The 24,527-nt window shown below is 68.7% G+C and carries 21 protein-coding genes; 9 read left to right on the forward strand and 12 right to left on the reverse strand.

The features are described 5' to 3' along the window. The first annotated feature begins 22 nt into the window (after positions 1 to 22). The 4 genes from CHC11_RS30330 (at position 23) to CHC11_RS30345 (ending at position 4,144) form a co-directional block, all read left to right on the forward strand. Entirely contained in the window at positions 23 to 502 is a 480-nt protein-coding gene (locus tag CHC11_RS30330) for a hypothetical protein (protein WP_143227379.1), read from the forward strand. Between the two features lie 123 nt (positions 503 to 625). Then, the gene (locus tag CHC11_RS30335) at positions 626 to 1,864 is read left to right on the forward strand and encodes a flavin-containing monooxygenase (protein WP_089315282.1); all 1,239 of its coding nucleotides are present in this window, start codon (positions 626 to 628) and stop codon (positions 1,862 to 1,864) included. A gap of 203 nt (positions 1,865 to 2,067) precedes the next feature. Then, positions 2,068 to 3,513: a serine/threonine-protein kinase gene (locus CHC11_RS30340; RefSeq protein WP_143227380.1), complete on the forward strand. Its 1,446-nt coding sequence runs from the start codon at positions 2,068 to 2,070 to the stop codon at positions 3,511 to 3,513. 151 nt (positions 3,514 to 3,664) lie between these two features. Next, on the forward strand, positions 3,665 to 4,144 hold the full coding sequence (locus tag CHC11_RS30345; RefSeq protein ID WP_218826315.1) for a GNAT family N-acetyltransferase: 480 nt from the start codon (positions 3,665 to 3,667) through the stop codon (positions 4,142 to 4,144). A 69-nt stretch (positions 4,145 to 4,213) separates the two neighbouring features. Here CHC11_RS30345 and CHC11_RS30350 read toward each other — a convergent pair whose 3' ends face one another. The 11 genes from CHC11_RS30350 to CHC11_RS40690 form a co-directional block, all read right to left on the reverse strand. After that, complete coding sequence (locus CHC11_RS30350) at positions 4,214 to 5,083, reverse strand: hypothetical protein (RefSeq protein ID WP_089315284.1); 870 nt, start codon at positions 5,081 to 5,083, stop codon at positions 4,214 to 4,216. Beyond that, on the reverse strand, positions 5,080 to 5,424 hold the full coding sequence (locus CHC11_RS30355) for a PadR family transcriptional regulator (protein ID WP_245919959.1): 345 nt from the start codon (positions 5,422 to 5,424) through the stop codon (positions 5,080 to 5,082). Before CHC11_RS30355 ends, CHC11_RS30350 begins: the two co-directional genes overlap by 4 nt. 66 nt (positions 5,425 to 5,490) lie before the next feature. Then, positions 5,491 to 6,018 (reverse strand): hypothetical protein, encoded by a 528-nt coding sequence (locus CHC11_RS30360; protein WP_089315286.1) that lies wholly within the window; start codon positions 6,016 to 6,018, stop codon positions 5,491 to 5,493. Between the two features lie 14 nt (positions 6,019 to 6,032). After that, positions 6,033 to 6,593, reverse strand: coding sequence for a hypothetical protein (locus CHC11_RS30365; protein WP_143227381.1), 561 nt, complete (start codon positions 6,591 to 6,593; stop codon positions 6,033 to 6,035). 265 nt (positions 6,594 to 6,858) lie between these two features. Further along, positions 6,859 to 7,590, reverse strand: coding sequence for a class I SAM-dependent methyltransferase (locus CHC11_RS30370; protein WP_089315288.1), 732 nt, complete (start codon positions 7,588 to 7,590; stop codon positions 6,859 to 6,861). 1,202 nt (positions 7,591 to 8,792) lie between these two features. Then, positions 8,793 to 11,102 (reverse strand): P-loop NTPase family protein, encoded by a 2,310-nt coding sequence (locus CHC11_RS30375; RefSeq protein ID WP_089315289.1) that lies wholly within the window; start codon positions 11,100 to 11,102, stop codon positions 8,793 to 8,795. A gap of 814 nt (positions 11,103 to 11,916) precedes the next feature. Then, positions 11,917 to 12,111 (reverse strand): DUF397 domain-containing protein, encoded by a 195-nt coding sequence (locus CHC11_RS30380; protein ID WP_089315290.1) that lies wholly within the window; start codon positions 12,109 to 12,111, stop codon positions 11,917 to 11,919. Beyond that, entirely contained in the window at positions 12,108 to 12,989 is an 882-nt protein-coding gene (locus CHC11_RS30385) for a helix-turn-helix domain-containing protein (protein ID WP_089315291.1), read from the reverse strand. Before CHC11_RS30385 ends, CHC11_RS30380 begins: the two co-directional genes overlap by 4 nt. Positions 12,990 to 13,399: 410 nt before the next feature. Then, positions 13,400 to 13,906 (reverse strand): hypothetical protein, encoded by a 507-nt coding sequence (locus tag CHC11_RS30390; protein ID WP_089315292.1) that lies wholly within the window; start codon positions 13,904 to 13,906, stop codon positions 13,400 to 13,402. Then, complete coding sequence (locus CHC11_RS40685; RefSeq protein ID WP_143227382.1) at positions 13,906 to 14,352, reverse strand: hypothetical protein; 447 nt, start codon at positions 14,350 to 14,352, stop codon at positions 13,906 to 13,908. The genes CHC11_RS30390 and CHC11_RS40685 overlap by 1 nt, the downstream gene beginning before the upstream one ends. Then, on the reverse strand, positions 14,336 to 16,330 hold the full coding sequence (locus CHC11_RS40690; RefSeq protein WP_143227383.1) for a hypothetical protein: 1,995 nt from the start codon (positions 16,328 to 16,330) through the stop codon (positions 14,336 to 14,338). The genes CHC11_RS40685 and CHC11_RS40690 overlap by 17 nt, the downstream gene beginning before the upstream one ends. A 688-nt stretch (positions 16,331 to 17,018) precedes the next feature. Here CHC11_RS40690 and CHC11_RS30405 point away from each other — a divergent pair. From CHC11_RS30405 to CHC11_RS30420, 4 genes are all read left to right on the forward strand, one after another. Continuing rightward, complete coding sequence (locus CHC11_RS30405; protein ID WP_089315295.1) at positions 17,019 to 17,444, forward strand: ATP-binding protein; 426 nt, start codon at positions 17,019 to 17,021, stop codon at positions 17,442 to 17,444. After that, the gene (locus tag CHC11_RS30410; protein ID WP_143227384.1) at positions 17,441 to 18,007 is read left to right on the forward strand and encodes a hypothetical protein; all 567 of its coding nucleotides are present in this window, start codon (positions 17,441 to 17,443) and stop codon (positions 18,005 to 18,007) included. The genes CHC11_RS30405 and CHC11_RS30410 overlap by 4 nt, the downstream gene beginning before the upstream one ends. 75 nt (positions 18,008 to 18,082) lie before the next feature. Continuing rightward, the gene (locus tag CHC11_RS30415; protein ID WP_089315297.1) at positions 18,083 to 18,292 is read left to right on the forward strand and encodes a hypothetical protein; all 210 of its coding nucleotides are present in this window, start codon (positions 18,083 to 18,085) and stop codon (positions 18,290 to 18,292) included. Between the two features lie 661 nt (positions 18,293 to 18,953). Next, the gene (locus CHC11_RS30420) at positions 18,954 to 22,436 is read left to right on the forward strand and encodes an AAA family ATPase (RefSeq protein WP_143227385.1); all 3,483 of its coding nucleotides are present in this window, start codon (positions 18,954 to 18,956) and stop codon (positions 22,434 to 22,436) included. A gap of 238 nt (positions 22,437 to 22,674) precedes the next feature. On the opposite strand, the gene CHC11_RS30425 is transcribed toward CHC11_RS30420, so the two are convergent. Further along, positions 22,675 to 23,613: a hypothetical protein gene (locus CHC11_RS30425; protein ID WP_089315299.1), complete on the reverse strand. Its 939-nt coding sequence runs from the start codon at positions 23,611 to 23,613 to the stop codon at positions 22,675 to 22,677. 611 nt (positions 23,614 to 24,224) lie between these two features. Between CHC11_RS30425 and CHC11_RS30430 the strand changes: the two genes are divergently transcribed. Then, a complete protein-coding gene (locus tag CHC11_RS30430; RefSeq protein ID WP_089315300.1) occupies positions 24,225 to 24,527 on the forward strand; it encodes a trypco2 family protein in 303 nt (100 codons plus the stop codon).

A 24,527-nucleotide genomic window follows, 5' to 3' on the forward strand; every position in this document is an offset into this window, starting at 1 on the left:
TCAACACAAACCGGGAATCACCATGAAGACGACCATCATAGGAACGACCATCCTTCACGGGGTGCTCGCGATCGCGATCGGCGCCATCGCCGGCATGATCATCGGAGGGTTCATCGAGGACCTGGCCCACACCGTGCACCTCGTCGAGACGTACTACCGCGACGGCAGGTTCCCGGCCGGGATCCCCGACTCCGCCCTGATATCCGACCTGGCCGGCGCAGGCGCCGGCGACCCCTTCGTCGCGGGCGCCTTCGGCGGCTTCGTCGGATTCATCGGCGCCGTCCTCCGCGATGCCTACCGCGCCGCCTACGGCGACGCGGTCGCCAGGGACGACTGCGGGCGCTTCGTCGCCGGCGGCATCGTCTTCGCCGTCGTCACCGGCTTCGCGGTCATCGTCACGACCGGCGACCTCGGTCTCATCACCGTCACCGGCGTCTTCGCCGCCGCCATCGGCGGCTGCGCGGCCGGCGCCGCCGTCGGCACTGTCAGCGTCGACGGCTGACCCACGCGCGGGGACCTGGTAACGCAGGGCCCCGCTCCGGGGGCCCGGCAACGCCGGGCCCCCGCTTCGTCTCACCCGACGTGCCTGAATCATCCGTAAGGTGTCGATTTCGGGAGGAGCGTCATGGAACAGATCGGGACACTCGTCATCGGAGCCGGGCAGGCGGGCCTGGCCACCAGCCACTGGCTGGCGAAGGCGGGCGCCGAGCACCTGGTCGTCGACCGGCGCGACCGTCTCGGCGGCGGCTGGAACGACCGCTGGGACAGCCTCCACCTCGTCGCGCCGAACTTCACCGTCATGCTCCCCGGCATGCCCTATGCGGGCCCCGATCCGGACGGGTTCATGCCGCGCGCCGAGGTCGTCGCCCACCTGACCGAGTACGCCACGGTGATCAATGCCCCCGTACGCCTGGGCGTCGAGGTCACCCGGCTGGCGCCCGCGCCCGGCGGTTTCGTGGCGCACACCGGCTCCGGCCCCATCTCGGCGCGCAACGTCGTCCTCGCGACGGGCCCGTACCAGCGTCCGAAGACCCCGCCCGTCTCCCGCCGTCTCCCCGCCCACGTCCGGCAACTGCACTCCGCCGACTACCGCCGTCCGCGACAGCTCGCCGACGGCGCCGTCCTCGTGGTCGGGACGGGCCAGTCCGGCGCCCAGATCGCGGAGGAACTGCACGACGCCGGCCGCGAAGTCCACCTGGCCGTCTCGGACTGCTCCGCCGTCCCCCGCCGCTACCGGGGCCGCGACTCCCACTGGTGGCTCACGCAGGCGTTCCTGCAGGGCGCGGAGGTCGGGGCCCCGTTCCCGACCGTGGCCGACCTGCCCTCTCCCGCGGCCCGTTTCGCCTGCAACTCGCACGTCTCGGGCAAGGACGGCGGCCACGACATCGACCTGCGGGACTTCGCGCGCCGCGGGATGCGCCTGTACGGCCGCCTGGAGTCCGCCGACGGCGCGACCGTGCGATTCAGCGACGACCTCGACCAGCGGCTGGCCCGCGCGGAGACGGGCTTCGAGAACAAGGGCCGCCCCCTCATCGACGCCTACATCGCCGCCGCCGGGATCGACGCACCGCCCGACGACCGTCCGCCCGCGAGCACCTTCGTCCCGGACACCGCCACCGAACTCGACCTCGACGCCGCCGGGATCAGTACCGTCCTGTGGGCCACCGGCTTCCGCCTCGACTTCTCCTGGGTGGACGTCCCCGTCCTGGACGAGTGGGGCTACCCGCGACACGCCAGAGGCGTCACCGACCACCCCGGCCTGTACGCCGTGGGCCTACCGTGGCTGCACTCCGAACCCTCCGCGGTCTTCGCAGGAATCGCCGCCGACACGGCCCACATAGTCGCCCACCTCACCACCCGCTGACGGGCGCAAGGCGCATAAGCGGACGCCGGCGGCAGCCAGGTCAGGCCGCTTTATGGCGGCAACGTACCCGCCCTCGTCGAGGATGGGTAGCCGGCCGTGAGTTGTGACGCATTCGGCGGTCTGCCTTGCCTTCTGGGGAGCGCCGGTCCTGCGCGTAGCTGCTCAAACGTACACCTGCGTTTGTACGAGATAGGGTGTTCCCTGTGGCGCGAGGGGACGTGATCGGCGGCCGGTACCTGCTCGGCGAGGAGATCGGCCGGGGCGGGATGGGGATCGTCTGGAAGGCGTACGACCGGGCGCTGGAACGCCAGGTGGCGATGAAGCGGCTGCGGGTGCCCGGCGACCTGGCCGAGGAGGACCGGGACGCTCTCAAGGGCCGGTTCCTGCGCGAGGCCCGCGCCGCCGCGAGGCTGGAGCACCCGTCGATCATCAACGTGTACGACGTCATCGACGACGCGGCGGAGCCGTGGATCGTCATGCAGTACGTCCGGGGCCGTTCCCTGGAGCAGATCGTCCGCGACGACGGGCCGATCCCCGTCGCCCGGGCCGCCCAGATCGGGCTCGCCCTGCTGGACGCGCTGGACTGCGCGCACAGGGCGGGCATCCTGCACCGCGACGTCAAGCCCGCCAACGTCCTGATCGCCGATGACGGCCGTGTCCTCCTCGCCGACTTCGGGATCGCGGCGGTGTCCAACGCCACCGCCTACACCAGGACGGGCGGTTTCGTCGGAACGCCCGTCTTCATGGCCCCCGAACGGTTCCAGACCGGCACGCCGGGCCCGGCGTCGGACCTGTGGTCGCTGGGGGCGACCCTCTACATGGCGGTGGAGGGCCATCCGCCTTTCCAGGCCGACGAGCTGGAGGTCCTCATCGGCCGGCTCCTCATGGGAGACGACCCCGCCTTCGTCCGGTCCGGGGCGCTGGAGCCGGTCCTCAGAGGACTCCTGGACAGAGACCCCGGCAAGCGCTGGGACTCGCGGCAGGCCGCGCAGGGGATGAAGGCCGTCGAGGACGGGCGAACTCCGACAAGGCCGCTGGTGGAGAGGTCCGTGTCCGGGAACCGGGGAAAGGGCGTGCTGATCATCGCGGGTCTTCTCGTCCTCCTCGTCTCCCTCGTCCTTGTCGGGGTCGCGGGCGGGATGCGCGCTCCCTTCCGGGGAGCGTCCGACTCGGGCTCGAAGGACAGGTTCGAGTCCGTCCCGGATGCCTGTGCCGTCGTCCGCGACGGCCCCGCCCTCAAGGAGACCCTGTCCAGCCCGGACGTGAGCGAGGCTCTGGACTGGGGCCCCTTCCAAGATCATGAAAGCGCCGACACCTGTACGTGGAGCAACGTCGTCTCCCGGGACGCGATGTCCAAGACGGTCGACGCCACGCTCGCGATCCGCGCCGACATCCCCCGGAGATCCACGGTGGCCGACCTGCCGGCTTGGAGCAAGGTCCCGGGCCTCGGAGACGCGGCCGTCCGGAAGGGCTCTTCCGGTGACGGACAGAGCGACTGGCACACCGAGATGGTCATCTTCACCCTGCGGAACGCCGAGATAGGCGTCTACCTCAGCGAATCACCTTCACAGCGCACGGAGGACGAAACGCGGACGAAGGTCCTCCAGATCGCCGAGATCATCGAGAGGGCACTCAAAGAGACCCTCTGAAACCCATCAGTGCGCTCCGTAAGCCCGTCGGCTCGCGAACGCCGCGGAGCGAGTGGCTGTGCCTCTCAGGGCACGTCGCAGCCGTGCCCGTCGTCTGTGCTGGGCCGAAAATCGCTCGCGTGGCCCCTCGCCCGGGCATCACACTCTGTATGTGATTGAAGTGGCCCTAAGCCCCCTGGACGAGCCGGCGCTGGCGCGGCTTCTCGATGCGGCCGTGGCCGGCGCGGATCCCCTGGAGGTGATGCCTCCGGTCGATGGTGCGCCGGGCTGGACGCCTGAGCGCCGGGCGGCGTTCCTGGAGTTCCACCGCGCGAGGAGCCTGAATCCGGCGACGGCGGTGGAGCGTACGTGGGTGGTCGATGTCGACGGGGAAGCGGTCGGAGCGGCGCGCTTGCAGCCCCACGGGGACGCGGTGGAGGCGGGCATCTGGTTGAGCCGCGCTTCCCGCGGCCGCGGGATCGGCACGCGAGTGACGGCATTGCTGCTGGCCGAGGCCCGGACGACTGGAGCGGCGAGGTTCCTCGCCTCGACGACGGCGGGCAACCGCGGCGCCCGCGCGTTGCTGGTCAGCGCGGGCGCCGCGCTCATCACCGATGGGGACGAGGTGACCGCGGAGCTTCCGCTCGGCTGAAGTCCGGTCCCTCCGCAGGCGTCCAGGGCCCATGCATTGCGCTCGCCGGGGTCGGCGACCGCGGTTCGGCTACCGGGCGGGGCGACGTCCGGGGATGGGCTGGGGCCGCCATGCCGTCGCGGCCATGGCCAGCAGGAGCCCGGTGAGGGTCAACCAGTAGCCGAGGTCCTGCGCACTCGACGGCGGGTTGGTCAGCGGGGAGGCCACGCCAGGCAGGACGTAGAGAGTCGCAGCCAGTGCCCAGCGCGGGCTGCGCGCGATCGCGGTGGCCAGCACTCCGGCGAGCAGGAGGACGCCCTCCGTGCCCGCCCTGGCCAGTTGCCATATCTCGCCGTACTCCCGGCTCCCGGGCAGGTAGGTGAGTGCCAGGGCGGCCGCGGGGATCACCAGCCACCACAACGGCCGCGCACGCAGATTCGCCCGTCCGGCCGCAAGCGCCACGGCCCCGAGCGCCAGCACGCCGTAGGGGGCCAGCGAGGGCCAGTCGTGGTACGCCGGTCCGAAGAACTGCGGCGGCCAGGCCGTCGTCTCCGACCCCACCAGCATGGTCCGGCCGGTCGAGAACGCCACGCCCAGGGCGAGGGGCAGGGCCAGCAGCGCCCAGCCGCGCAGCAACGCCACGACGAGCACTGCCGAAGTGGCCAGCCACCCGGCGGATGCGTGGTCGGCGAGGCCGTAGGCCAGATTCGCCAGCGCCAGCGTCAACAAGCCGAGATGCGCACCGTCCGCCCACCACGGCCCCGCTTCCCCCGCGGCCGCGCGGGCCCGGGCGGCGAAGCCCGCGGTGAGGAGCCCTGCCGTCTCCCGCGGCGAGGGAGCGCGGCGTGAGGTGTCGTCCAGCAGGGTGTCGATCATCTCGGCGCCGTACTCGGCGCGGTGACCGGGCGGGAACGCCCGCAGGAACAGCCGGTACCAGCCCCGGGTGAATGCTCCGCTCATGCTCCGGCGTCCCCTGTCACCGGGGAGGTGCGGCCCGTGACGACCCGGGCGGCCTGCTCCAGGCGCAGGGCCTCCCGGTTGACGGCCCGGCGCCCGTCCTCGGTCAGCCGGTAGTAGCGGCGCGGACGGCCCTGCACGGTCTCTTCGCCGTCCACGACGATCAGCCCGCCGCTCGCCAGCCGGTCGAGTGCGCCGTAGAGGGTGCCGACGGCCAGCCGGACCCGCCCGTCGGACAGCGCCTGCGCCCTCTTGATGATCCCGTAGCCGTGCACCGGCCCGTCGAGCAGCGCGGCCAGCACGAAGTACGTGGGCTCGCTCATCACCGCGGTTCGCTTAACCATACGGCAGACGATATATCACCTGCCGAAGTATTGGAAGAAGTGCCCGTGTGAGGCGGTCGGCGGCCGTCACTTCTTGTACGGCGCCACCTTCTCGCGCAGCTCCCGCATGGTGCCCTGGAGGAGCTGCCTGAGCCGGTCCCGGTCGGCGCCGTCGGCGTCGGCGTAGTCGTCGATGTCGATGAGCTGCTTCTTCGTGGCGGTGACCGAGTTGAGCTGGTGGTCCAGCTTGACGTCACCGAACCAGGGGCTCCGCAGCATGTTCGCCATGTCGGTGCGGAACATCGCCACCAGATCGTCGGGGTCGGCGATGTGGTTCTTGACCTCGGCGACGAACGTCAGCGTCGCCTTGCTGCCGAGGACGGCCTGCTGCAGCACGCCGTCCCCGGTCTTGCGGTCCAGGACGATGGTGAAGCTGTACAGGACGGGGTCGCCCACAGGCTTGAACCGCACGTACTGCAGGTCCCCGCCGGACTTGATCCCGATGACGGGACACCCCAGGTGCGCCATCGTGAACACCATCTCGCCGATGAGGGCCTCGTCCTTGCTCTCCCGCTCCTCGGCGTTGTTCTTGAACTTGTTGATCATCGAGAGCATGTCGGTCCTCCGGTTCAGGCGGCGATGCGGCCGTGCAGGTACTTCGCGCAGGCCTGGGTGACGGCGGCGATGTGCTCCTGCAGGACGGGGTACTTCACTGTGTAGTGGTCGGCGAAGTACTGGTCCAGGTCCAGCAGCAGAGGCACCTGCACGTAGACGTAGCCGGTGGCGAGATCCGCGTCGACGGTGAGCACGCCGGGTTCCCCGACGTCCAAGAAACCGCTCTTCACCTCGGACTTCAGCGCCTGCCACACCGTCCGCGCGTCCCGCACGTACTCGCCGTAGGCGATCGTCACGGCCGCGTGCTGGCCGAGCGTCTTGGCGGCCGTGACGGTGCCGGCCCGGTGCGTGAGCTGGAACATCAGGCGGTGCTTGCGTTCCCGGTGCTGGAACCGCAGGTAGTGGTGGTTGCCGTCGGAGTTCAGGTCGATGAGCGCGTTGCCGTGGGCGACCGCCGCGGTGATCACGGCACCGACGAGCAGATCGTCGATCTCGCGGGTGTGGAGCTCCTCGGAGAAACGCTGCCAGCTGCGAGTGACCAACTGGCCGAAGACCTGGTCGAGCTTCTCGGTCACGATCACCTTTCGTCGGAGGGATCAAGGAACGGTGGTGAGACTCCCGAACCGCCCATCCGGTTTCATGGCATCCCGGACGCGGACCGGACACCTTATACCTCACCTGGCACGGCACCCCCCAGCCCCTTCCTCAGCGACCCCCGGCAGGCACGTTGCGCCCCATGAACGGGCCTGCTGGTCGCGGTGAAGAGAAGAGCGCGGGCGATCCAGTGGATCGCCCGCGCTCAATTGGTGCGCCGGGCCCCCGTGAGGGGGACCCGGGAGATCACTCGGCCGGTGCCACCGTCGCGACCGCGAACACGTTCTGTCCGAAGCGCAGGGGCAGCCGGTCGAACGGCCGGCTCAGCGGAACGACCAGGCGGTCGTACAGCCTCACCAGCCGCGGGTCGGCGTAGCCGGTCGTGCGGCCGACCATGACCCGGTTGAACAGCCCTCCCAGGAGGTTGACGGGTCGGCTGAACTCCACGTTCAGGCCGGCGCGCCGAAGGGTGCCAGCCAGGTCCTGCGGCGTGTACCGCAGCCGGCGGCCGGCCTCTTCGCGGTCGAAAGCGCTGAACAGCTTCGGGTAACCGGCCTCCCACACGATGAGGCGGCCGCCCGGCACGATGACCTTGGCGAGAGCCTTGACCGCCGCGACGTCGTCCGTGAGATGCCCGAGAACGTTGACCAGGAGCACGGTGTCGACAGGCGCGATGTCAGGCCGACCCGGCAGGTTCAGACGCAGAACCTCGGCTTCGCGGAAACGCCGTTGCAGACGTTCGACCCAACCCTGGATCTGGTCGGTCAGCACCAGGCGTTCGAGCTTGGCGCCCAGCAGCTCCACGAGCCGCGCGGACACCTCGCCCGTCTGCGCACTGACGTCGAGCAGCGAGCGGCCGACGTACGGCGCCACCGTCTTTGCCTGGTAGGCACGGTACCGATCGGCGTCCCCACTCGGCTTCCACGACGAGATCATCGCGGAGTCGAGGTGGCCATCGCCGTCGCCGGCGGTGGGCATGACGGGCTCCCTCTTCTCGAGGAACGGGCGGAGAGAGTCGGGCAGGGGAATAGGAGCCATGATCGTCCTCCATCTGGTTTGGGTGCGGCCCCCGGTGCGTTCACCGGTCGGACCACACGGCTTCCCCACTGACCGTCAGCCCTGGATCCCCACCCGCAACCCCGATGCCGCAAAAGAAAGAAAACCCGCCGACCGCGCCCACGCCACCTCAAGATCGACAAGCGCCGACGCGGCACTGCTCGCGAGCCCTGTAAGCGCGCATGTGCGAACTTCGGCGTGTGCCGGACGCAGAGATATCGGTCACATGCGTTTCAATGCATCGCGGGTTCAGGACCGTCGATTCACTCCCGCTCGTACTGATGGCAGGACGGGCAAATGTGCCATCCGGCCCTCACTCAGGCCGGTTCCCAGCCCTCGCGACGGCTTCGTCGGTGAGTCGGTGAAGCTGGACAGGGCGTCCGCCGCCGGTGCTCCCTTTCGTAGAAGAGATCGCCCGAGGGAGGGCGTGCGGCGGCCGACATGATGTGCTCGACGGAAGCGATGACGTAGGTCGTGAACGCCTCCGCGCTCTCCAGGTGCCGGAGGGAGATCGTTCCGCACCGATCGGCCGGTGCGTACACGGCGGCGATGCGCTTGGTGTACGGGACGGCGCGTCCGGCGAAGGATTCGATGAGCTCCGAACCCGTCGGCGGCGACGACGCGGCCCGGCAGACCGGTGCACATGCCTTGGGCCGGCAACGGCCCCGGCCGTTCGAGCCGGTACCAATGGCTCGCGTCCCCCGGGCGGACGTCACGGGCGTGCGGTGCTCCAACCTCCACCATGTTTCGGCTGCCCGCATCCTCCAGCGGGGGGCATGTCACAGACAGGCGGCTCATCGTGGAGGGGGCCCACCGCTTCCGCTCCCGTGGCGGTGCACCCCAGGGAGCGCCGGTATCGCGCGTCGACGAACGTCTCGTGCGACGGGCTCGCCCCCAGGAACATGGTCTTGGCCCACCCGGGCGCCGGACGGTCGGCGCGGAGGCGGGCCAGCAGCGCGGCCGCTCCCCGGCCCGTCGCCGAGGTCGCCGCGACCCAGCGCCGGAAGGCGGCCTCGCCCTCCGGCGCGCTGAGCACCGGGTCCGCGCCCCACGGGCCCTCGTCCTCATCATCGAGAAACGAGAATTCCGGCGAGCCTACTTTCTCTCCACCTCGCGTCATCCGCTCATTCCACAATGAAGTCGAGTTGCGCGGCGGCGTCCTCGAACGCCACCAGAACCGCCCGCGAGAACCGGTTATCGTACGGTTCGCCGCGCCGGGCACGCGGAACAGCCTCTTCGTAGATGTCGTCGATGAGGATCTGCGCCCGCCGGAAAGTCGAGCCCTTGCCGTGCTCCTCGTAAGCGCGCGTCCAGTCCGGCCGAGGATCCTCCGTGATGCTCCGGTCGATCAGTTTCGCGAGCCGCCTGGTGAGAGCGCTCGAAATGTCTCCGACGATGACCTCCTGTTCGTCGGTGTCCGGCTCGGAACCGGTCCACCGGACCGGTTTCTGGAGCATCCGGTAGAGCGCGTACTCCAGCGCCGTCCGCAGACTCGTCGCAGGACGCAGATCCCTGTACTCGTCGGTGTGCCCCTCGGACAGGCGCCGGGTGAGCGCCTTGACGCTGGACCAGTGCTTCTTCGGCACCTCGGAGTCGCGGGAGAGCCCGAGACCGCCGCGCCACCGGATGTGGAAGACCCGGACCGCCTCGACGACCGCGTCCGTCAGCTGCCCGCTTTTGTAGACGGGGCGCGCCGGCCCCGTCTCGACCTGGACCGCCTCCTCGGTGAGCGCTTCGAGAAGCCCGTTGAGCTGCCGCATCGTGCGCAGGGACGCTCTCGGCCCGGCCGGATCGACCCTTCCCGGATCGATGACCCGGTCGATCCCTCCGACGAAGAAGCGCGCCTCGTCCAGGCGGCGGCGCAGGATCCGCTCAGCCAGCCCGAGTTCTTCACGGACCTCGCCCAGCACGTTCTCGGCCGATCCGAGGACATGCCGTTCACGGTCGGAGAACGAACCGAGGTTGTCACCCTTGACAAGGTCGAAGTGGGTGAAGAGGAAGAACAGCTTCTCGCCGTTTCCCGTGGCGGCCGCCGTCCGCATCACCGCGACCGGCGCCGCCTGCATCGGCTGCTGGGCGTTGTCGACCAGCACGATGGCGTCGACCTCGTCCAGGCGCTTGCGCAGGGAAGTGGAGACCTCGGCGATGGAACCGGGAGTGTGGCCCAGCCCCTCTCCATCGATCAGGACGAGCCGCGCCTCATGCTCGGCCCAGACCGGACGGAACGGCCCCGCGACCCGGATGCCGTTCACCAGGGGGGTGAGGAGCCGCCCGAAGTACGCGGCCTGGTTACTGGAGAACTTGGTGATGACGCGGAGGAACTCGGCGCGGTCCGCGCACTCCCAGGTCCAGGACACCGGCCACCCGTCCGGGTCGCGCCGCAGGGCGCCCTCCGCCAGCAGCGCGAACCGGTTCTCGACAGCGTGGAGGAACGCGTCGACGATCCGCTCGCATACGTCGGAGCGCCGAACGCGCGTTTCGAGTTCGTCCTCGATGTACTCCTCAAGGGGCCGCTCGTCCTCCCCGGCCCCGGCCGCGTTCTGGATGCCGACCAACTGGGTCGTCACCACGTGCTTGAGGGCGCGCACCGCGTTCTGGACGAGCGCCGTCGTCCCCGGGTCGGCCGCGCGGGCCGCCGTCGCGGCCGCCCCGCCGTCGTCCAGCTCGTCGTCGTCGAGGTCGTCGTCGAGGTCCGGCCCCGTGTCGGGCAGGGCCGCCCGCCCGAGCAGGTAGCTGAACCGGAAGCGCTGGCTGACATGGTCGAGCAGCCTGTTCTGGATCACCTCCTGGGGGCGGTTTTCGAACGCCGCCCGCGCGGCCTCCCAGACGTTGTCGCGGAGGTGGTCGGCGATCTCGTCGCGCCCGGCGAAGGTGACGGCGGCACGGAACGGTCCCTCGCCCGTGAGGACGATCTCGGTGTCGGCCACGGTCGTCTTAGCGGTCGAGGTGGAGGGGAACCGCTCGGTCCCCGGGTCCGTGCCGAGCAACTGCCGGACGACCGTCGTCTTCCCGGCCCCGGTCGTGCCCAGCAGGAGCACATGCCGGTATCCCTCGGCCTCCCCCGGGAGCGGTAGCAGTTCGTCCCGAACCGCGAGAAAGTCCCTGTGCGCGCCCGGTGCGATCTCGTCGCCGGAGGTGGGCCGCTCGGTGAGCTGCCATTGCTGCTCGACCGCGCCCGCCAGCTCTGCGGACATCCGCCAGTGTCCGACGACGTGGGGGGCGGGCACGGGCTCGGCGAGCGGGACCGCGTCCGCCAGCCTCCAGTGGATGAGCCGCCTGTCAGCCCAGGGCCCGCAGTCGCACGACCTCCCATCGCAGACGTCCACCAGCCGAGCCACGGCGACGATGGCGTTGCGCTCTCCGCAAAGGGCGTCGAGGCTCTCCGGCGAGCGGCCGGTCAGCCGATTGGTCAACCGCTTCAGATCATCGTCCATGTACGAGCCCGCGCAGATCGCGAGCCAGCCGCGCTGATCTGTGCCGCTCTGACGGCTGTAGACGGTCTGATGGCCTTGGGCGACAGCCCACGCTGCCGGCTGAGGGACGGTCAGTGCCCAGGAGAGTTTCGACAATTCACATCCTCCGGTAGAGGCCCCGAACCGGGGTCACAAATGCCCGTGGCACGTGGGACGTCCAAGCGGCGCCACCGGTTGCCCAGCAGCCGGCAAGTACAGGGAAACCTCGGGGAGGTGTGTCCGGAACAGGGAAAATCAGCCGCCGAGGAGAGACGCGAAACACCGCCGGACGACATCAAGCCGCGCAGCCCGACACCCCCGACCGTGGTGCCGGGGAGAGCATCGCAAGAGAGCTCGCCCTGATCGAGTTTCCGGAATCCTAACCCACTTGAAAAACTCGGAGCCTATGCGCCCCCAGAGATACCTCAAGGCAATTTCGATCCGATGCGGCGATGACCTATATGTTTGTGGCGAGTGCCTGAGGAACCGTTGCCAACGAGCGCAATATCGCGGGCGAGACGCGGAACTTCTTTGAGAGTTAACTTAATCTTCTCCGGCGGCGACCTCGGAGTCTTTGGATGCAACGATCAGGAGTGGCTCGCGCGGACGAAGAAGTGGAACTTGGACGTCTACGGCGCGTTTGCACGGGCGATGAAGTCGGGAGAAGCGCACACGCCGATCCCGGGCGACCCTCGGCGAATTGCTTCGCCTCGCTGAGAGGACAGCGTGAGCGCCCCGGAAATGCCTTCGGCCTTGAGAGGATACTTCGTCTCAAGGCCGAAGAGTTTCGTTGGGATCAGCGGCTATCCACACGGATCTCGTAGAGGAACCGCTGCCACTCTTCCCTGGTGAATTCCAGGATGGGGGCATGGCCGTGGAGGTTGCTGTCACGGACGCCGATCGTGCCGTCGGAGGCGAGGCCAGCCTCGACGCATTCACCGTTCGGTTCGCTGTGGCGTGACTTGCGCCACCTGTGGAAGTCCTTGGTCATGTTCCCGATCCTGTCTGATCGGTGAGCTCGTTGGCTACCCGTTCGAGGAAGGTAATGCTGTCGTCCCGGGGCAGCGCGGCATCTCTGACACGGTCGTACATCCGGGTGTACTGCGCCACTTCATTCCGCTGGGTGACTACGAGGTCGGTGGTGACTGTGTCGACTACCGCCAAGGGTGAGTCGCCTGGTTCGCTGAACGTGTAGAGATAGAAAGATGACTTCGCGAGGAAGCCGCCCGGAATGCGAGTGTCGTGCAGCAGCACCCGCACGCTAATCCGCTCCACCGCCGAGATTACTTCGACCATGTGGTGGAGTTGGTTGATCATCGCCAGAGGCGGAACTGCCAGCCGCCGGACAACGCACTCGTCCAAGACGATCTCGTATGACGGACCGTCCGCCCGGAGAAGTTCGCGTTGTCGCTGCATGCGAGCCTCGGCCATACGCTCGGGGACGTAGTCGAGCTTGCCTTGGCACTTGTCCAGGTCGACGAGTGCCGAAATGAATGCAGGGGCCTGCAAAACGGCAGGCATAGCAGTTTGGTTGTAGGCGCGCACGGTCGCGGCGCTGTACTCCAAGTCCGCGTAGAGTTTCTGGCGGGGTCCCATGGAGACGCCATACCGGTCCCACCAGCCCTTCTGCCCGGCCTCCCGGGCAAGTTGGCAGATCCGGTCGTAGTCGCTGCCGGTGACGTCCAAGGCATCGAGCATGTTCATGATCTCGACTAGGTCGGGGCGGATCTGGGCGTTCTCCAGGCGGGTGATCTTCGTCCGGGAGTGGAAGACGAGGCGGGCGAGGCCGTCGGTCGTGAGCCCGCGACTCTCGCGGAGTCTGCGGATCTCGACCGCCAGCCGGCGGCGGCGGACGTAGGGGCTCGGCATAACCGTCCTCCCGATATCACGTCGGACACGGTCCGTACTGATCGCTAACTCACTGCAATCGAACGTTGCCCGCCAACAGTAAAGTCACGCCCCGACATAATCCCGCCACACCGACGCGAGAGCCAAAATCCGCACGTGCGGGAATTGGAAGTTGCAGCCTTCGCCAGCCCGATTTAGTCGTAAAAGACTACTTTGTTAGCGCCCATACCTACGCGTACCGGAAGCGCGCGAGAAGTCCCCTCGGGGGGAGTCGAGCCGCCTCTTCCGTTCAATATTCCGGTTGTCGTAGCGGCAGGAGGGACCATCAGAGCAGTCACGCCCCTTTCAGCCCGCACCCCAGCGGTCGCAGCCGCCAGGAACAAGGTTTTGAGCACGGCCCCCGCGTGCGGCCGACCATCCAGCTGCTCTCTTCAGGGTGATGAAGAGGCCGAAGCGGACGCTTCGTCCCGCCGTGCCGCGAGCCACTCCTCGGTGTAGGCGGTGACCTCGTCAATGAACTGCTCAAGCCCGGCCCGATCGAGATCCATCTCAGCGACGAGGTAGAGCAGGATGAAGACCTGGGCATGCAGAGTGGCCGACACGTCGTCTGGGACGGTCGCCTTCAGTGGAGGCGCGTCGACGGCGCGGCGGACCATGTCCTCGGCGATGATCGGGTTGATCAGGTTCGCGTCCTCGCCGGCCGCGATCCGCACGTCGGCGACGAACCGAACAAGCTGACCAACGATGTAAGTTGGCGCGAACTTTCGACGCACCGCCACCTCGAACGCGCAGAAGAGCAGCGACATGTACCCGGCCGCTGTCTCGTCGTCCACCTGCATCTCGTCCTGCAGAGGCGCCCACGCCTCAGGCCCCTCCAACAGGAACGACCGCAACGCAAGAATATTTGCCTCGCCAATTCGGGTGATCGAGTAGTCCATTATTGCAATATTTCGTCAGCGAGAGAGTGCGCCTCCGCTATAAAGGCATCGAGCTCGGGCCTGTCGAACTGCGCCTGGCCGACTAGTGCGGCAAGGAGAATGATCTGATGCTCCAACTTTGTGTTTTCATCTATCCCAGTAATTGATCCTCTGCCCAATAGGGTGAGGATCATTTTCTCTGCTACTTCCGGATTAATTATTTCGGCCGAGTCGTCGCTTCTTTCGCGGGCGCTCGCAATAAAATCGATGACCTCGTCGTCGCCTGCGACCTTTTCCCCTTGCCTAAAGCGTCGTTCGACGGCAACGACAAAGGCGGCGGCGACTAGAGCAGCGTAGCCTTGCTTTGCTTGTTCGGGATCGAGTTGTCGTAGTAGTCGGCGGTGCTCGTCAACTTGTCCTGAAAGCTGGGCGCGCAACGTCGATATCTGGTCACTGGTTACGGGCATGGTCTCTCCCTGTAATCCTTCGTGCGACTCTTATGCTTTGACGTCCTGCTTCTATTACAAATACTGCGGTGCCGACTATTCCAAGGGTGATGTCCCCTCCTTGTACTTTGGCATCGACTGATTTAATGTGATCAGGGTTGGTGCGAGCAGCGCATATTTGCCCTGTCGGCTTCACCCGTTCTAGATGCTTCTGGCCGGGCTCAGCAAGTTTGTCGGCAGCATCTTTGACATCGTCTGCCTTTGTGAACATCGTACGAGTCAAGTCTCGTTTGCGGGATCGATTATCGGGATTCTCCTCCTGATAATCGCGAGATGCGCGGTCGTCTTCGAGGCGGCGGAGTTCATCGCGTCCGGGCTCTCCGCCTCTGGCTCCGACCGGGTCAAGGTCTCCACGGGTCGGGAGTCCTGCAGGTTCTATAGTCTCTGGTTCGTTTTGTAGCGGATCGTTCTCGGTCTCCTCGGTATGTTCTCGTCCGTACCGGGGTTCGACGTGTACCTGGCCTTGGCTGTCGGTGTACACGTCGGAAATGATGGGATTGGAGCGAACCTCCGGTTTCGATTCATCGGTCGCTTCTGGGTCTGACTCGGTGCCGTTGCCCTCGGCATTTTTACCATGGTTGTCGCTCTGTTCACCGAGAGCCTCTGGGGGTGTGACGTTCTCGCCGGTTCCTTCGGGAGGGGGCTTGGTCTCGTCGGCGGGTTTCGGGTCGTCTGTCTCGTTGCCCGTGGTTTTGTCGTCAGCCTTGGGCTCTGGGTGCTCGGTGCCTTGGTCGGTCGTTTCGGGGCCGATTGGGGATGCTTCGCGGCCGGGTTCGGGAACGGCAGGGCCGGTCTCGGCGGCTGGTTCGGTGGGTTGGCCGACCTCTGCGCCCGGCAGCGTCCCGTCCTTCCCGTCCCGCGTTTTGTCGTCGGCGGGCAGTGAGCCGTCCGCTGGTGGTTCAGCCGGCGGGTCGCCGCTGTTGTCGCCCGAGCCAGAGGAGTCCTGCGGAAGGCGGGGCTCGTGCTTCTGATCTTGCGGACGTGATGTCTCTTGCGCGGGGGGCTCGGCCTCGACTCCGGAGGTCGCAGGTGCGGGCTGGTCGTGACCGCCGGACCCTTCGCCTTTGCTGGCCATGTCACCGCCGCTTGACGGGTCGTCATCGCCGGTAGCGCCGGGCAATGTCTCGGTGTTCGGGGGCTGTGTTTCCGGTCCATGCTCGTCCGACACCGCGTTCTTGTTCTGCGGTGGCGCACTGCTGTCACCGGTTTCGCCGGCGGTTCTTTCTCCGGTGCCGATGGTGGTTTGGGTGTCTTGGGATATGGCTTGCCGTTGGTCGGCGGTTGCCATCTGTTGCTCTCTGGCGGCGGCGATGCTTGCCCGGCGGGAGCCGGGCGGGAACTGGGAAGCCTCGGCCGGGCGGTTGCTCGGCTGCTCGGAGGACGCGGGGTCGTCAGCGGTGCTGTCGTTGCCGTTGCCGCCGTCCTGCCCTTCCACCTTGCCCGGCTTGGGCTGGTCGGTCTTGGATTCGCGGTCGTCGCCGTCCCGGTCGCCCTTGTCTTGTTGTGGGTTCTGGGTCTTGGCCTGGTCGGGCTTTTCTGCTTCCGGGCCGCTGTTGCCGGTCTGAGTTGGGTCGGTGTCGTCGTGGTCGTGTTCTTCGCCCGATCGGGAGCCGACTTCGGTCTTGCCGGTCTCTGGTTCCTTCTCGGTCTTGGGCTCGGCTTCGGATGGCGGGTCACCGGGGGTCCGCGGCTTCTCGCTGGCCGGGCCGGTGGAGGAGGACCCGTTGGTCTGTGTGTCGCGGTCGCCGGGCTGTTGGGTGCCGGTTTCCGGCTGACCGGGAACCGGTTGGCCTGCTGCCTTGTAGCTGTCTATGCGGGGCGTTCTGCCGTCTGCTCCAGGAACGGCGGACGGTGACTCGCCGCCGGTGCCCTGCGGCGCGGGCTTGTCGGTGGTCTCGGGGCTTTTGCCCGGCCCACCGGGGGGGTTGTCCAGGCCCACGCTCGCAGCCCTTTCCATAGGGGAAGGTGAACCGGCCGACCAGACGGCTCACCGGGCGTGTCCGTGACGTGCGGGGCCAACGCCGGATCACACCGGCACCTATGTAATCGCGCACGTGCGAACTTTGCACGTGCCGATAATCCACACGCGTCCCACCGGCGCGCGTATCACGTGACTAGATGCCGGTCTCCCGCTCATTCGTCTGCTTGTCCGGACCGGTCGGAACGGAGCGGCGCCCATACGAAGGGTCATTCAAGCGTTCCGAGGATGCGACTTTCATGGCGAGATGGGTGGTATGAGCGCTTCGGAAGCCCTGTGGGGCCGCCGTGGCCCGGGGCGGCGGTGCTCACGGTGGGCGTCTGGCACGCCACGAGAGTGTTCCTCGCCCGTCCGCGATCGTGCGAGACCGATCCGGCCGTCCGGTCAAGGCGTCGACAGGGTGATGTGACCGTTGAGGACGGACCCGTTTTCCTCGCCGCCTCGCCCGCATGAGCGCGCTGAGGGTGCGCGAATTCCGCACATGCAGAGATCGGACGTGAGACGAGCACATGTGCTGAATCCCTTGCAGGGCAGGCAGAGCTCTGATCTTCCGTGCCCGGTCGGCGACCGAGTGTGACGATGTGCGTGCGAACAAGGATCGACCCGATAGATCCGCAACGTCACGTCCATCACGACCCGAGGTGCTCTGATGTCCCTGACCATGCTTCCGGCAGCACAGCCGGCGCCGCTGTGCTGGCGGCGCTCCTTCCCCGGCGGGCTCGAGCAGGCCCGCAACGCCCGCCGGTTCGTGAGCTGCCTGCTGGACGGCTGCCCCTTCCTCGACGACGTCCTGCTCGCCGCCGACGAACTGGTCGTCAACGCGCTGCGGCACACCAAGTCCGGGCAGGAGGGCGGCTCCTTCACCGTCGAGATCGTGAGGGACGGCGGCCTGATCGCGGTGTCGGTCACCGACCAGGGAGGACCCGGCGAGCCCGCCGCGCTGGACGCCGCCGAGCTGGCCGAGTCCGGCCGGGGCCTGCGCACCATCTCGCTCACCGCCGCGAGCTGGGGATGGCACGGCAACGGCGAGGGCCGGACGGTCACCGCGGTGTTCGCGGGGGAGTGGGCAGCGTGACCGAGCCCGCCTCCTGGACGCACGACCAGGTCCACCTGCGCGTCCACGCCGCCATGACCGCCGCGATGCGCGCCGACCCCCACTCCATTGACGCCGCCCTCGTCCAGGCCGGAAGCCTCGACCCCTCAAGCCGGCAGTTCGTCGCCCACTCACGGCGCCTCGTCCTCGCCTGCACCGCCGCGCTGACCTGCGTCCTCGCCTCCCACCGCCCCGGCGAGGACCCGCACGGCGCACCGGTCTGCCGCGGCTGCGGGACGCCCGAGTGCCGGACGCTGCGCGGCCTCTCGCACGTCTTCACGGCCTACAGCGTCCGCCCGGCACCGGTCGACCGGGCCGAGGCTTGGCGGCGCGCGGACGCGCACTTCTGGCGCGGAGGCCGCCCCGTCCCGCTGATCATCGAGGACTTCCCGGACGGGTTCGTCGCCCGCGCCGCTGACGGCCCCGCCGACGAGGCCGCCCCGCTGCTGGTCGTCGACCGGCACACGGGCGCCCTGACCCGCTGGCCGTCCATGCCCATCGACGTCCTCGCCTGCGAATACACCCGCTACAGAGAAGGGCTCTAGGCGATGCGCATGAGGCGCACTCGACACTTCTACGGGAATCCGCTACCGCCCTCCGCGCGCAACGGTCCGCGATCGATGAAGACCGGCGACCGGTCCATCGCCCTCGTGGACGCGGCCATGCGCCGCCGCTTCTGGTTCGCCGAACTCCATCCGGACGTACCGCCCACCCGCGACGTGCTCGCGAAGCGGCTCGGAGGGAAGGAGCTCCCCGACGCACCGGCGCGACTGCTCGCCGAGCTCAACAGCCGCATCGAGGACCGCGACCACCGCATCGGCCCGTCCTAACCGATGCGGGAGAGCGCCACCACCGAAGCGGGCCTGGCACCGGTCTGGCGCACACAGACCCTTCCGCTGCTCGAAGAGCACCATTACGCCGACGGCGCGACGTCCGGGCGAGGTACGGCCTGGACGCGCTGCGGAGCCGACTTCGGTGACCGTCGTCCGCCTCCAGGAGGACGCCCCATGGGCGGAGCACGGACTGACCTCCGACCAGGCCGCCGCTTGCCGCCACCGAACTGGTGCGGATCGCGCCCGGCCCCGCCTCGGACTCTGGCGTCTCCGCGACAACGGGCTCGGCGGAGCCGCCCGGACCGGTCCTCGCCACGGCCCCGTCGAGGTCCGCGTCCAGCCCAAGACGCCCATCGACCGCCTGCGCTTCCTACCTGGCTACGCGCGGCGGCCCCGCGGTTGGCGGCAGGACAGGGTGGACGCGGGGGAACGGCCCGTCATATTCGATCGTTTCGGCATGTCCTGTTTTGGGCGGTAACGTGATGCTCTGGGATGGTTTGTGTGATGTGGGTGCGCGGCTGGGTAACTCTGGCTCCTGACTCGGGGTGAAGGTTGACGGCGCACGTCCTACCATGGCCCGTCAAACGGTCAGGCGCCCGCCGGGCAGTGCGGCAGACGATCGTCACTGCCAGAACGGCGCATTCGGGAGATGGGTGCGATGTCATTACCGGAACGTCTGGAACTGCTCGTCACCGACGAGCCGATGCTGGATTTGTGGTCGGTCGGCCCGTGGCGGGTCCCGGACGGACTGTGCGAGGAGATCGGCGCACGCCTCGACAAGCTGGTGACCGACCCGCGCTATGCCGACCTGACCACCGAAAAGAGTGCCATTGTCAAGGCGCCGGCCCCCCTCGTGCTGTCCGAGCTCATCGTCACGACCGACTTCCTGCTCGGTGCGTCGGGCATCCGCACCGGGTCGCATACGTACCTGCAACGGCAATGCTTCGGTGCTTACTACAAGAAGGGCCGCGGCTCCCTGAACCCTCCCGATTCCTGGGATGTCTGCAGGGGAGAGTTCCTTCCACTGCATTGGCTGGACGGCGTGCCGGATCTCGAACTCGCACTGGAGTTGAACCGCAAGTCGCTGGACGTACTTGAGGGGATCGAACCGCTGGAGGCGAGGCGGAAGGCACTGATGCGCCTCTTCGAGGACCCGCCACCGGGGCTCGCCGATATGAAGGACACGGACCGGGCCGAGGCGTGGGCCGCCCGCGCCGATGACGACACGGTGGCGGCACTGCCTGAACTCGCCGGGCCGATCGGTTATCTGGAGTGGGCCTGGTCAGGGCTGCGGCCGGTGCACGAGCATCTGATGGAGGCCGCCCCGCACAAGGAGTCGACGGACGATCTGCTCGTCAATCTTCTCCTGGACGCCGGACTCGACGCCGTTCCCGTCGAACTCTCGGCCGTCCTCGGCGAAGAAGGCTTTCGGGACCTGCTGGATCGGTTCGCTGCCCAGAGCGCCGGCTTCGACCGCGATACCTGGAGGATCGCGGCCGGAGGCTGGCTCTGCAGGGCGCTGGGAGCAGGCGAAGCCGAAGCCTGCAGGCGTTGGATGGACCTGGCCGCGAGGCTCATCGGCGCGGTGAACGGACTTCCTGGCAACGCCAAGTTCCCCGACAAGGGCCAGCTCCCGGTCAGAACCTTCATACGGCAACTCAGGCGGCTCCATGCCCCCCGCCGCCGCGTCGTCAACCCCGTGATGTCGGCGCTCGCGTCCGATCGGGTCTCTGATCTGCCGGGCGACGCGGAGACCCCGGAGGACGAGGACGCCGCGTTCGGGCTGGTCGGCCAGCCCGACGTCGTCGCCGCGCTGAAGGGGATCTCCACGGTCGCGGGGGACGTCCGGCTCCTGCTGGTCGGCCCGGACGGCACCGGCAAGCGGGACGCCGCGGGGGAGGCCGCCCGGCTGCTCGCCGGCCGCATGACCGGAGACCCGCTCTGGCAGGCCGGGGACCACTACGCCGGCAAGAGCGCCTCGGACGCCACCGCGAAGATGCTGGACGCCGTCCGGGACTGCGCGGGGAAGCGAGTCCTGATCATCGATGGCCTCGACGACCTGGCGCGCGACGAGGACGCCGGTGCGGCCGCGCTGGAGGAACTTCACCGGGCCGTGGACGTCCGGGACGGCCTCCACGTCGTCGCGCTGTGCGAGCCGGGTGGCGACCAGGCGGTCCGTGATGTCAACCCCGCATTGGCGCTGCGGTTCACGGCGGTGCCCACACGTCCCTTCGACGCCGACGGTTTCGCCGAGCTGTTCCGCCGCGCACTGCGCGAGCGCGGGGCCCGCGCGGACGAGGACGCCCTGACCGCGGCGGGAGAACTGCTGGTCCGGACGCCGCCGGTGCGCAATCTCCGCAACGCCCGCCTCGCGCCCCACCTCGCCGGTCTTGTCCTGGCGACCGTGCGCGAGCGGACGGAACCGGGCGAGGAGCTCCTCGTTACGAGCGCCGACATTCCCACCTCCCTCGACGAGGCGAGGCAAGCCGATGACCCGATGGCCGGGCTGAACGCCCTGACCGGACTGGACGCGGTCAAGCAGGAGATCGAACTGGTCGCCGCCCGCGTCCGGGCCGGAAGGCTGCGCCGGGAGGCGGGGCTGCCCGTCGCCCCGGCGCCCGCCCTCCACATGGTCTTCACCGGCAACCCCGGCACCGGTAAGACGGTCGTCGCACGGCTGGTTGCCCGGATCTTCAAGAAGCTCGGCGTCCTGTCGTCCGGGCACCTGGTCGAGGCGTCCCGCGCCCGGCTCGTCGGCCGGTACGTCGGTCAGACTGCGCCCAAGACACGCGACGTCGTGCAGAGCGCGGTCGGCGGCGTGCTGTTCATCGACGAGGCGTACTCGCTCACCCAGAGCGCCTCCGGCAACGACTACGGACCCGAGGCGATCGCCGAACTGCTGAAGGCGCTGGAGGACCATCGCGACGACCTGGTGGTCATCGTCGCCGGGTACGAGACCGAGATGGAGCGCTTCCTCAGCGCGAATCCGGGTCTGGCCTCCAGGTTTCCCACCCGGGTCCGGTTCCCCGACTTCACCGATGCCGAACTCGTCGAGATCTTCACCGGCCAGGCCGCCGCGGCCGGAGTTGAGCCGTCCGCGGCCGCGCTGGGCAAGGTCACCGAGCTGCTCCGGCGGTCCCCGCGCGTCCGGTCCTTCGGCAACGCCCGCGTCATGCGCAACCTCTGCGAACGCGCCGTCGCCCTGCAGGCCCGCCGCCTCACCGCGCTCGACGCCCCCTCCGCCGACGACCTGACCGCCCTCGGCCCGCAGGACATCCCGGACGTGCTGAGCGGCACCGCCCGCGCCCAGTCCGTCACCGACCCCTTCGCCGAACTCGACGCGCTCATCGGGCTGGACGAGGTGAAGCAGGAGGTCCACCGGCTGATCGCGGAGGCCCGCGCCGCCGACCTGCGCCGCGACGTCGGCGCGAGGCCCGCCGCACCCACCCGGCACATGGTGTTCACCGGCAATCCCGGCACCGCCAAGACGACCGTCGCCCGGCTCGTCGCGGCCGTCTACGCGGAGCTCGGGCTGCTGACCAGCGGCCATATGGTCGAGGCGTCCCGCGTCGATCTGGTCGGGCCGTATCTCGGACAGACCGCGCCCCGCGTCCGCGCCGCCGTGGAGCGGGCCCTGGGCGGCGTCCTCTTCGTGGACGAGGCGTACGCCCTGGCGTCCGACGCCTACGGGCAGGAGGCCATCGCCACCCTGATCCAGCTCATGGAGGAGTACCGGGGCGACCTCGTCGTCATCGCCGCCGGATACGAGCGCGAGATGCGCCGGTTCCTCGCCTCCAACCCGGGTCTGGAATCACGCTTCCCCAAGCGCATCGCCTTCCCCGACTACACCGACGTCGAACTCGTCGAGATCTTCCGGCACCTCGCCTCGGCAGAAGGCTTCACCCTGGCCCCGGACGTCCCCGACCGGCTCCGCGCCCTGCTCCGGAAGAGTTCCCGCGGACCGTCCTTCGGCAACGGCCGGCTCATGCGCAACCTGCTCGACGCCGCCATCGCCGCCCAGGCGCAGCGCATCACCGCCGGCGACCGCCCCGACGACACCGAGATCACCACCCTGCGCGCCGCCGACCTGCGACCCGTCACCCCCGAAACGCGTTCCAAGAACGTAGGCCTGTATCTCTGACCCTTGTGCGCGCCACTCCGCTGTCCATGCCGATGCCCCGGCAGCCGGCCCCGCACCGCCGCGCGGGGGCGGCGCTCGGGGTGTCGCATCTGCACTGGCGTGAGGCATTGGAGAGGCTGACACAGCAGCGGCGGTCGCCTGGCGGGGCGTGAGGCCCGGTCGCCGAGGAGCGTCGACGGCAGCTGGACAAGCGGCGCCGTCCGACGGGTCTAGGAGGACCAGGCGTGCGGCGTGGGGGTCATGACGGTCTGTGGCGGGGCGCGTTCGGGGGCCACTCGGTTCGGTCGACCATCAGGTACAGGCCGCCGAGCCAGACGCGGTCGGCCTTCGGTACCACGCGAACGGAGACCGGGAGGGACCCGGTCCGGTTGGTCGGGAATCCGCCTGCCGCGGCGGCTCGGGCCAGGTAGGCGAGGCCCTGCCGCAGGAGGGTGCGGGGCCCCGGATCCAGGTGGCTCGCCCACGGCGGTTCGGTCTCGCCGCGCAGCCAGGCGTAGCAGGCCATGGCGTAGGCGAATTCGCGCTCGGTCAGATACCCGAGTCGTGTGTAGCCGTCATGGCGGGCCGCGTTCAGCGTGCGCTCGTCCAGATCGCCGAGTGGCTGGACGGAGAAGCCGCGGGTCGACTCGTCGAATCTCACCGCGGCGTTCGTGCTGAAGACGCCGAATCCGAAATAGACGGTGAGGAGATCGGTCAGCCGCTCGTGGTCCTTGCGCCCGTGGGTGATCCGCTCCTCGCCGAGGAGGCGGACATGGCACAGTTCGTGTGCGATCACGGCGGTCAGATAGGCGGCGTCGGACGCCTCCGTCATGTCCAGCCCGATGACCGCCCGGCCGTTCTCGACGTAGTAGTGCCCGACCGTGCGCTTGCCCTCGCGCGCCGCCGCGTCCTCGTCCTCCCGGCCGAACAGCTCCACGATGAGCTCGGACCGGTCGACCTCCATCAGTTCGCACGTCCGCGTGACCACGTCGTTGATCTGCTCCGGCGTGCCGGTGTAGCCGGCGGAGCGCAGATCCGGCCAGGGCAGGACGATCGGCCGCATCGCCGGGTCGCGGCCGAACTCCCGGACGAACCAGGTGATCGACGTCTCGATCCACGCCTGCTGCGCACCGCCGACCGGGCACTCGGCGGTGATGGCCGTGGACCATGGCGGGGGCGTCTCGCGTTCCTCGTTCATAAGGGTTCCTGACGGTCGTCTTCTCGCGGCTCCGTCCCTGCGGAGCCGCCCGGGGAAGCAGTGGGCCGACCAGACCGAACGGCGCCCCTGTCGCCCACCGTTCGGATGCGCCTCCAACGGCCGGGCCACCCGTTCAGCTTTTTATCATGCGCTCCGATCATCTCACCGGCATTGACCATTAATGGCCTGAAGGAGCTGTAAGAATGGTGTTAGTTCGGAAGTTGAATGACCGGAGCCCGCCTGTTCGGGCGGCTGACGTGCAAAGCTCGCACGTGCGCGATTCGGGTGTCGGAGCCTGCCCGCCTCGGGCCGAGGTCTCAGGGCCGTGATCAGGACGCGGTGGCGGCACGCCGCGGTGGCGGCTCCCGCGCCGATGGGGAGGCGCCGCGTCGTTGCCCACCTCCGCCGCGGCGCCGACCCGTTCTCCTCCCCTGACGGCACGCGAATGGCCTTTTCCGGCCTTGCGGCCATTACCCCTCGTCACGAGCGCCGAAGCTCATGGAGGATTGGGTCGCGTGGCGGCAGAAGGCGTCATCCGCCCGGAATTGAAGATCGTTCGATGCGGTCGCCCGTCCCGCTCTCTCGACGGAACGCGGATAGGGGAGGAACCCATGGGTGAGCTCGGTCTTGCCGAGACCATCGCCGCGCTTCGTGCGGAGTTGCTGGAGGCTCTGGAGGCGGGGAAGGAGTCGGAGTTCGCTTTCGGTGTCGGCCAGATACAGCTGGAGTTTCACGTCGGGGTCACGCGCCAAGGCGGGGCGTCCGGCAAAGCGAAGTTCTGGGTTCTCGAACTGGGCGGCGACGGGTCCTACCGGCGCGAGGAGATCCAGCGCGTGACGGTCACGCTGGAGCCGCCGCTCGACGACGATGGACGTCCGATCAAGGTGTCCCGCGGGCTGCGGGACAAACCCTGA

Source organism: Actinomadura mexicana, from assembly GCF_900188105.1.
GTDB classification, from domain to species: domain Bacteria; phylum Actinomycetota; class Actinomycetes; order Streptosporangiales; family Streptosporangiaceae; genus Spirillospora; species Spirillospora mexicana.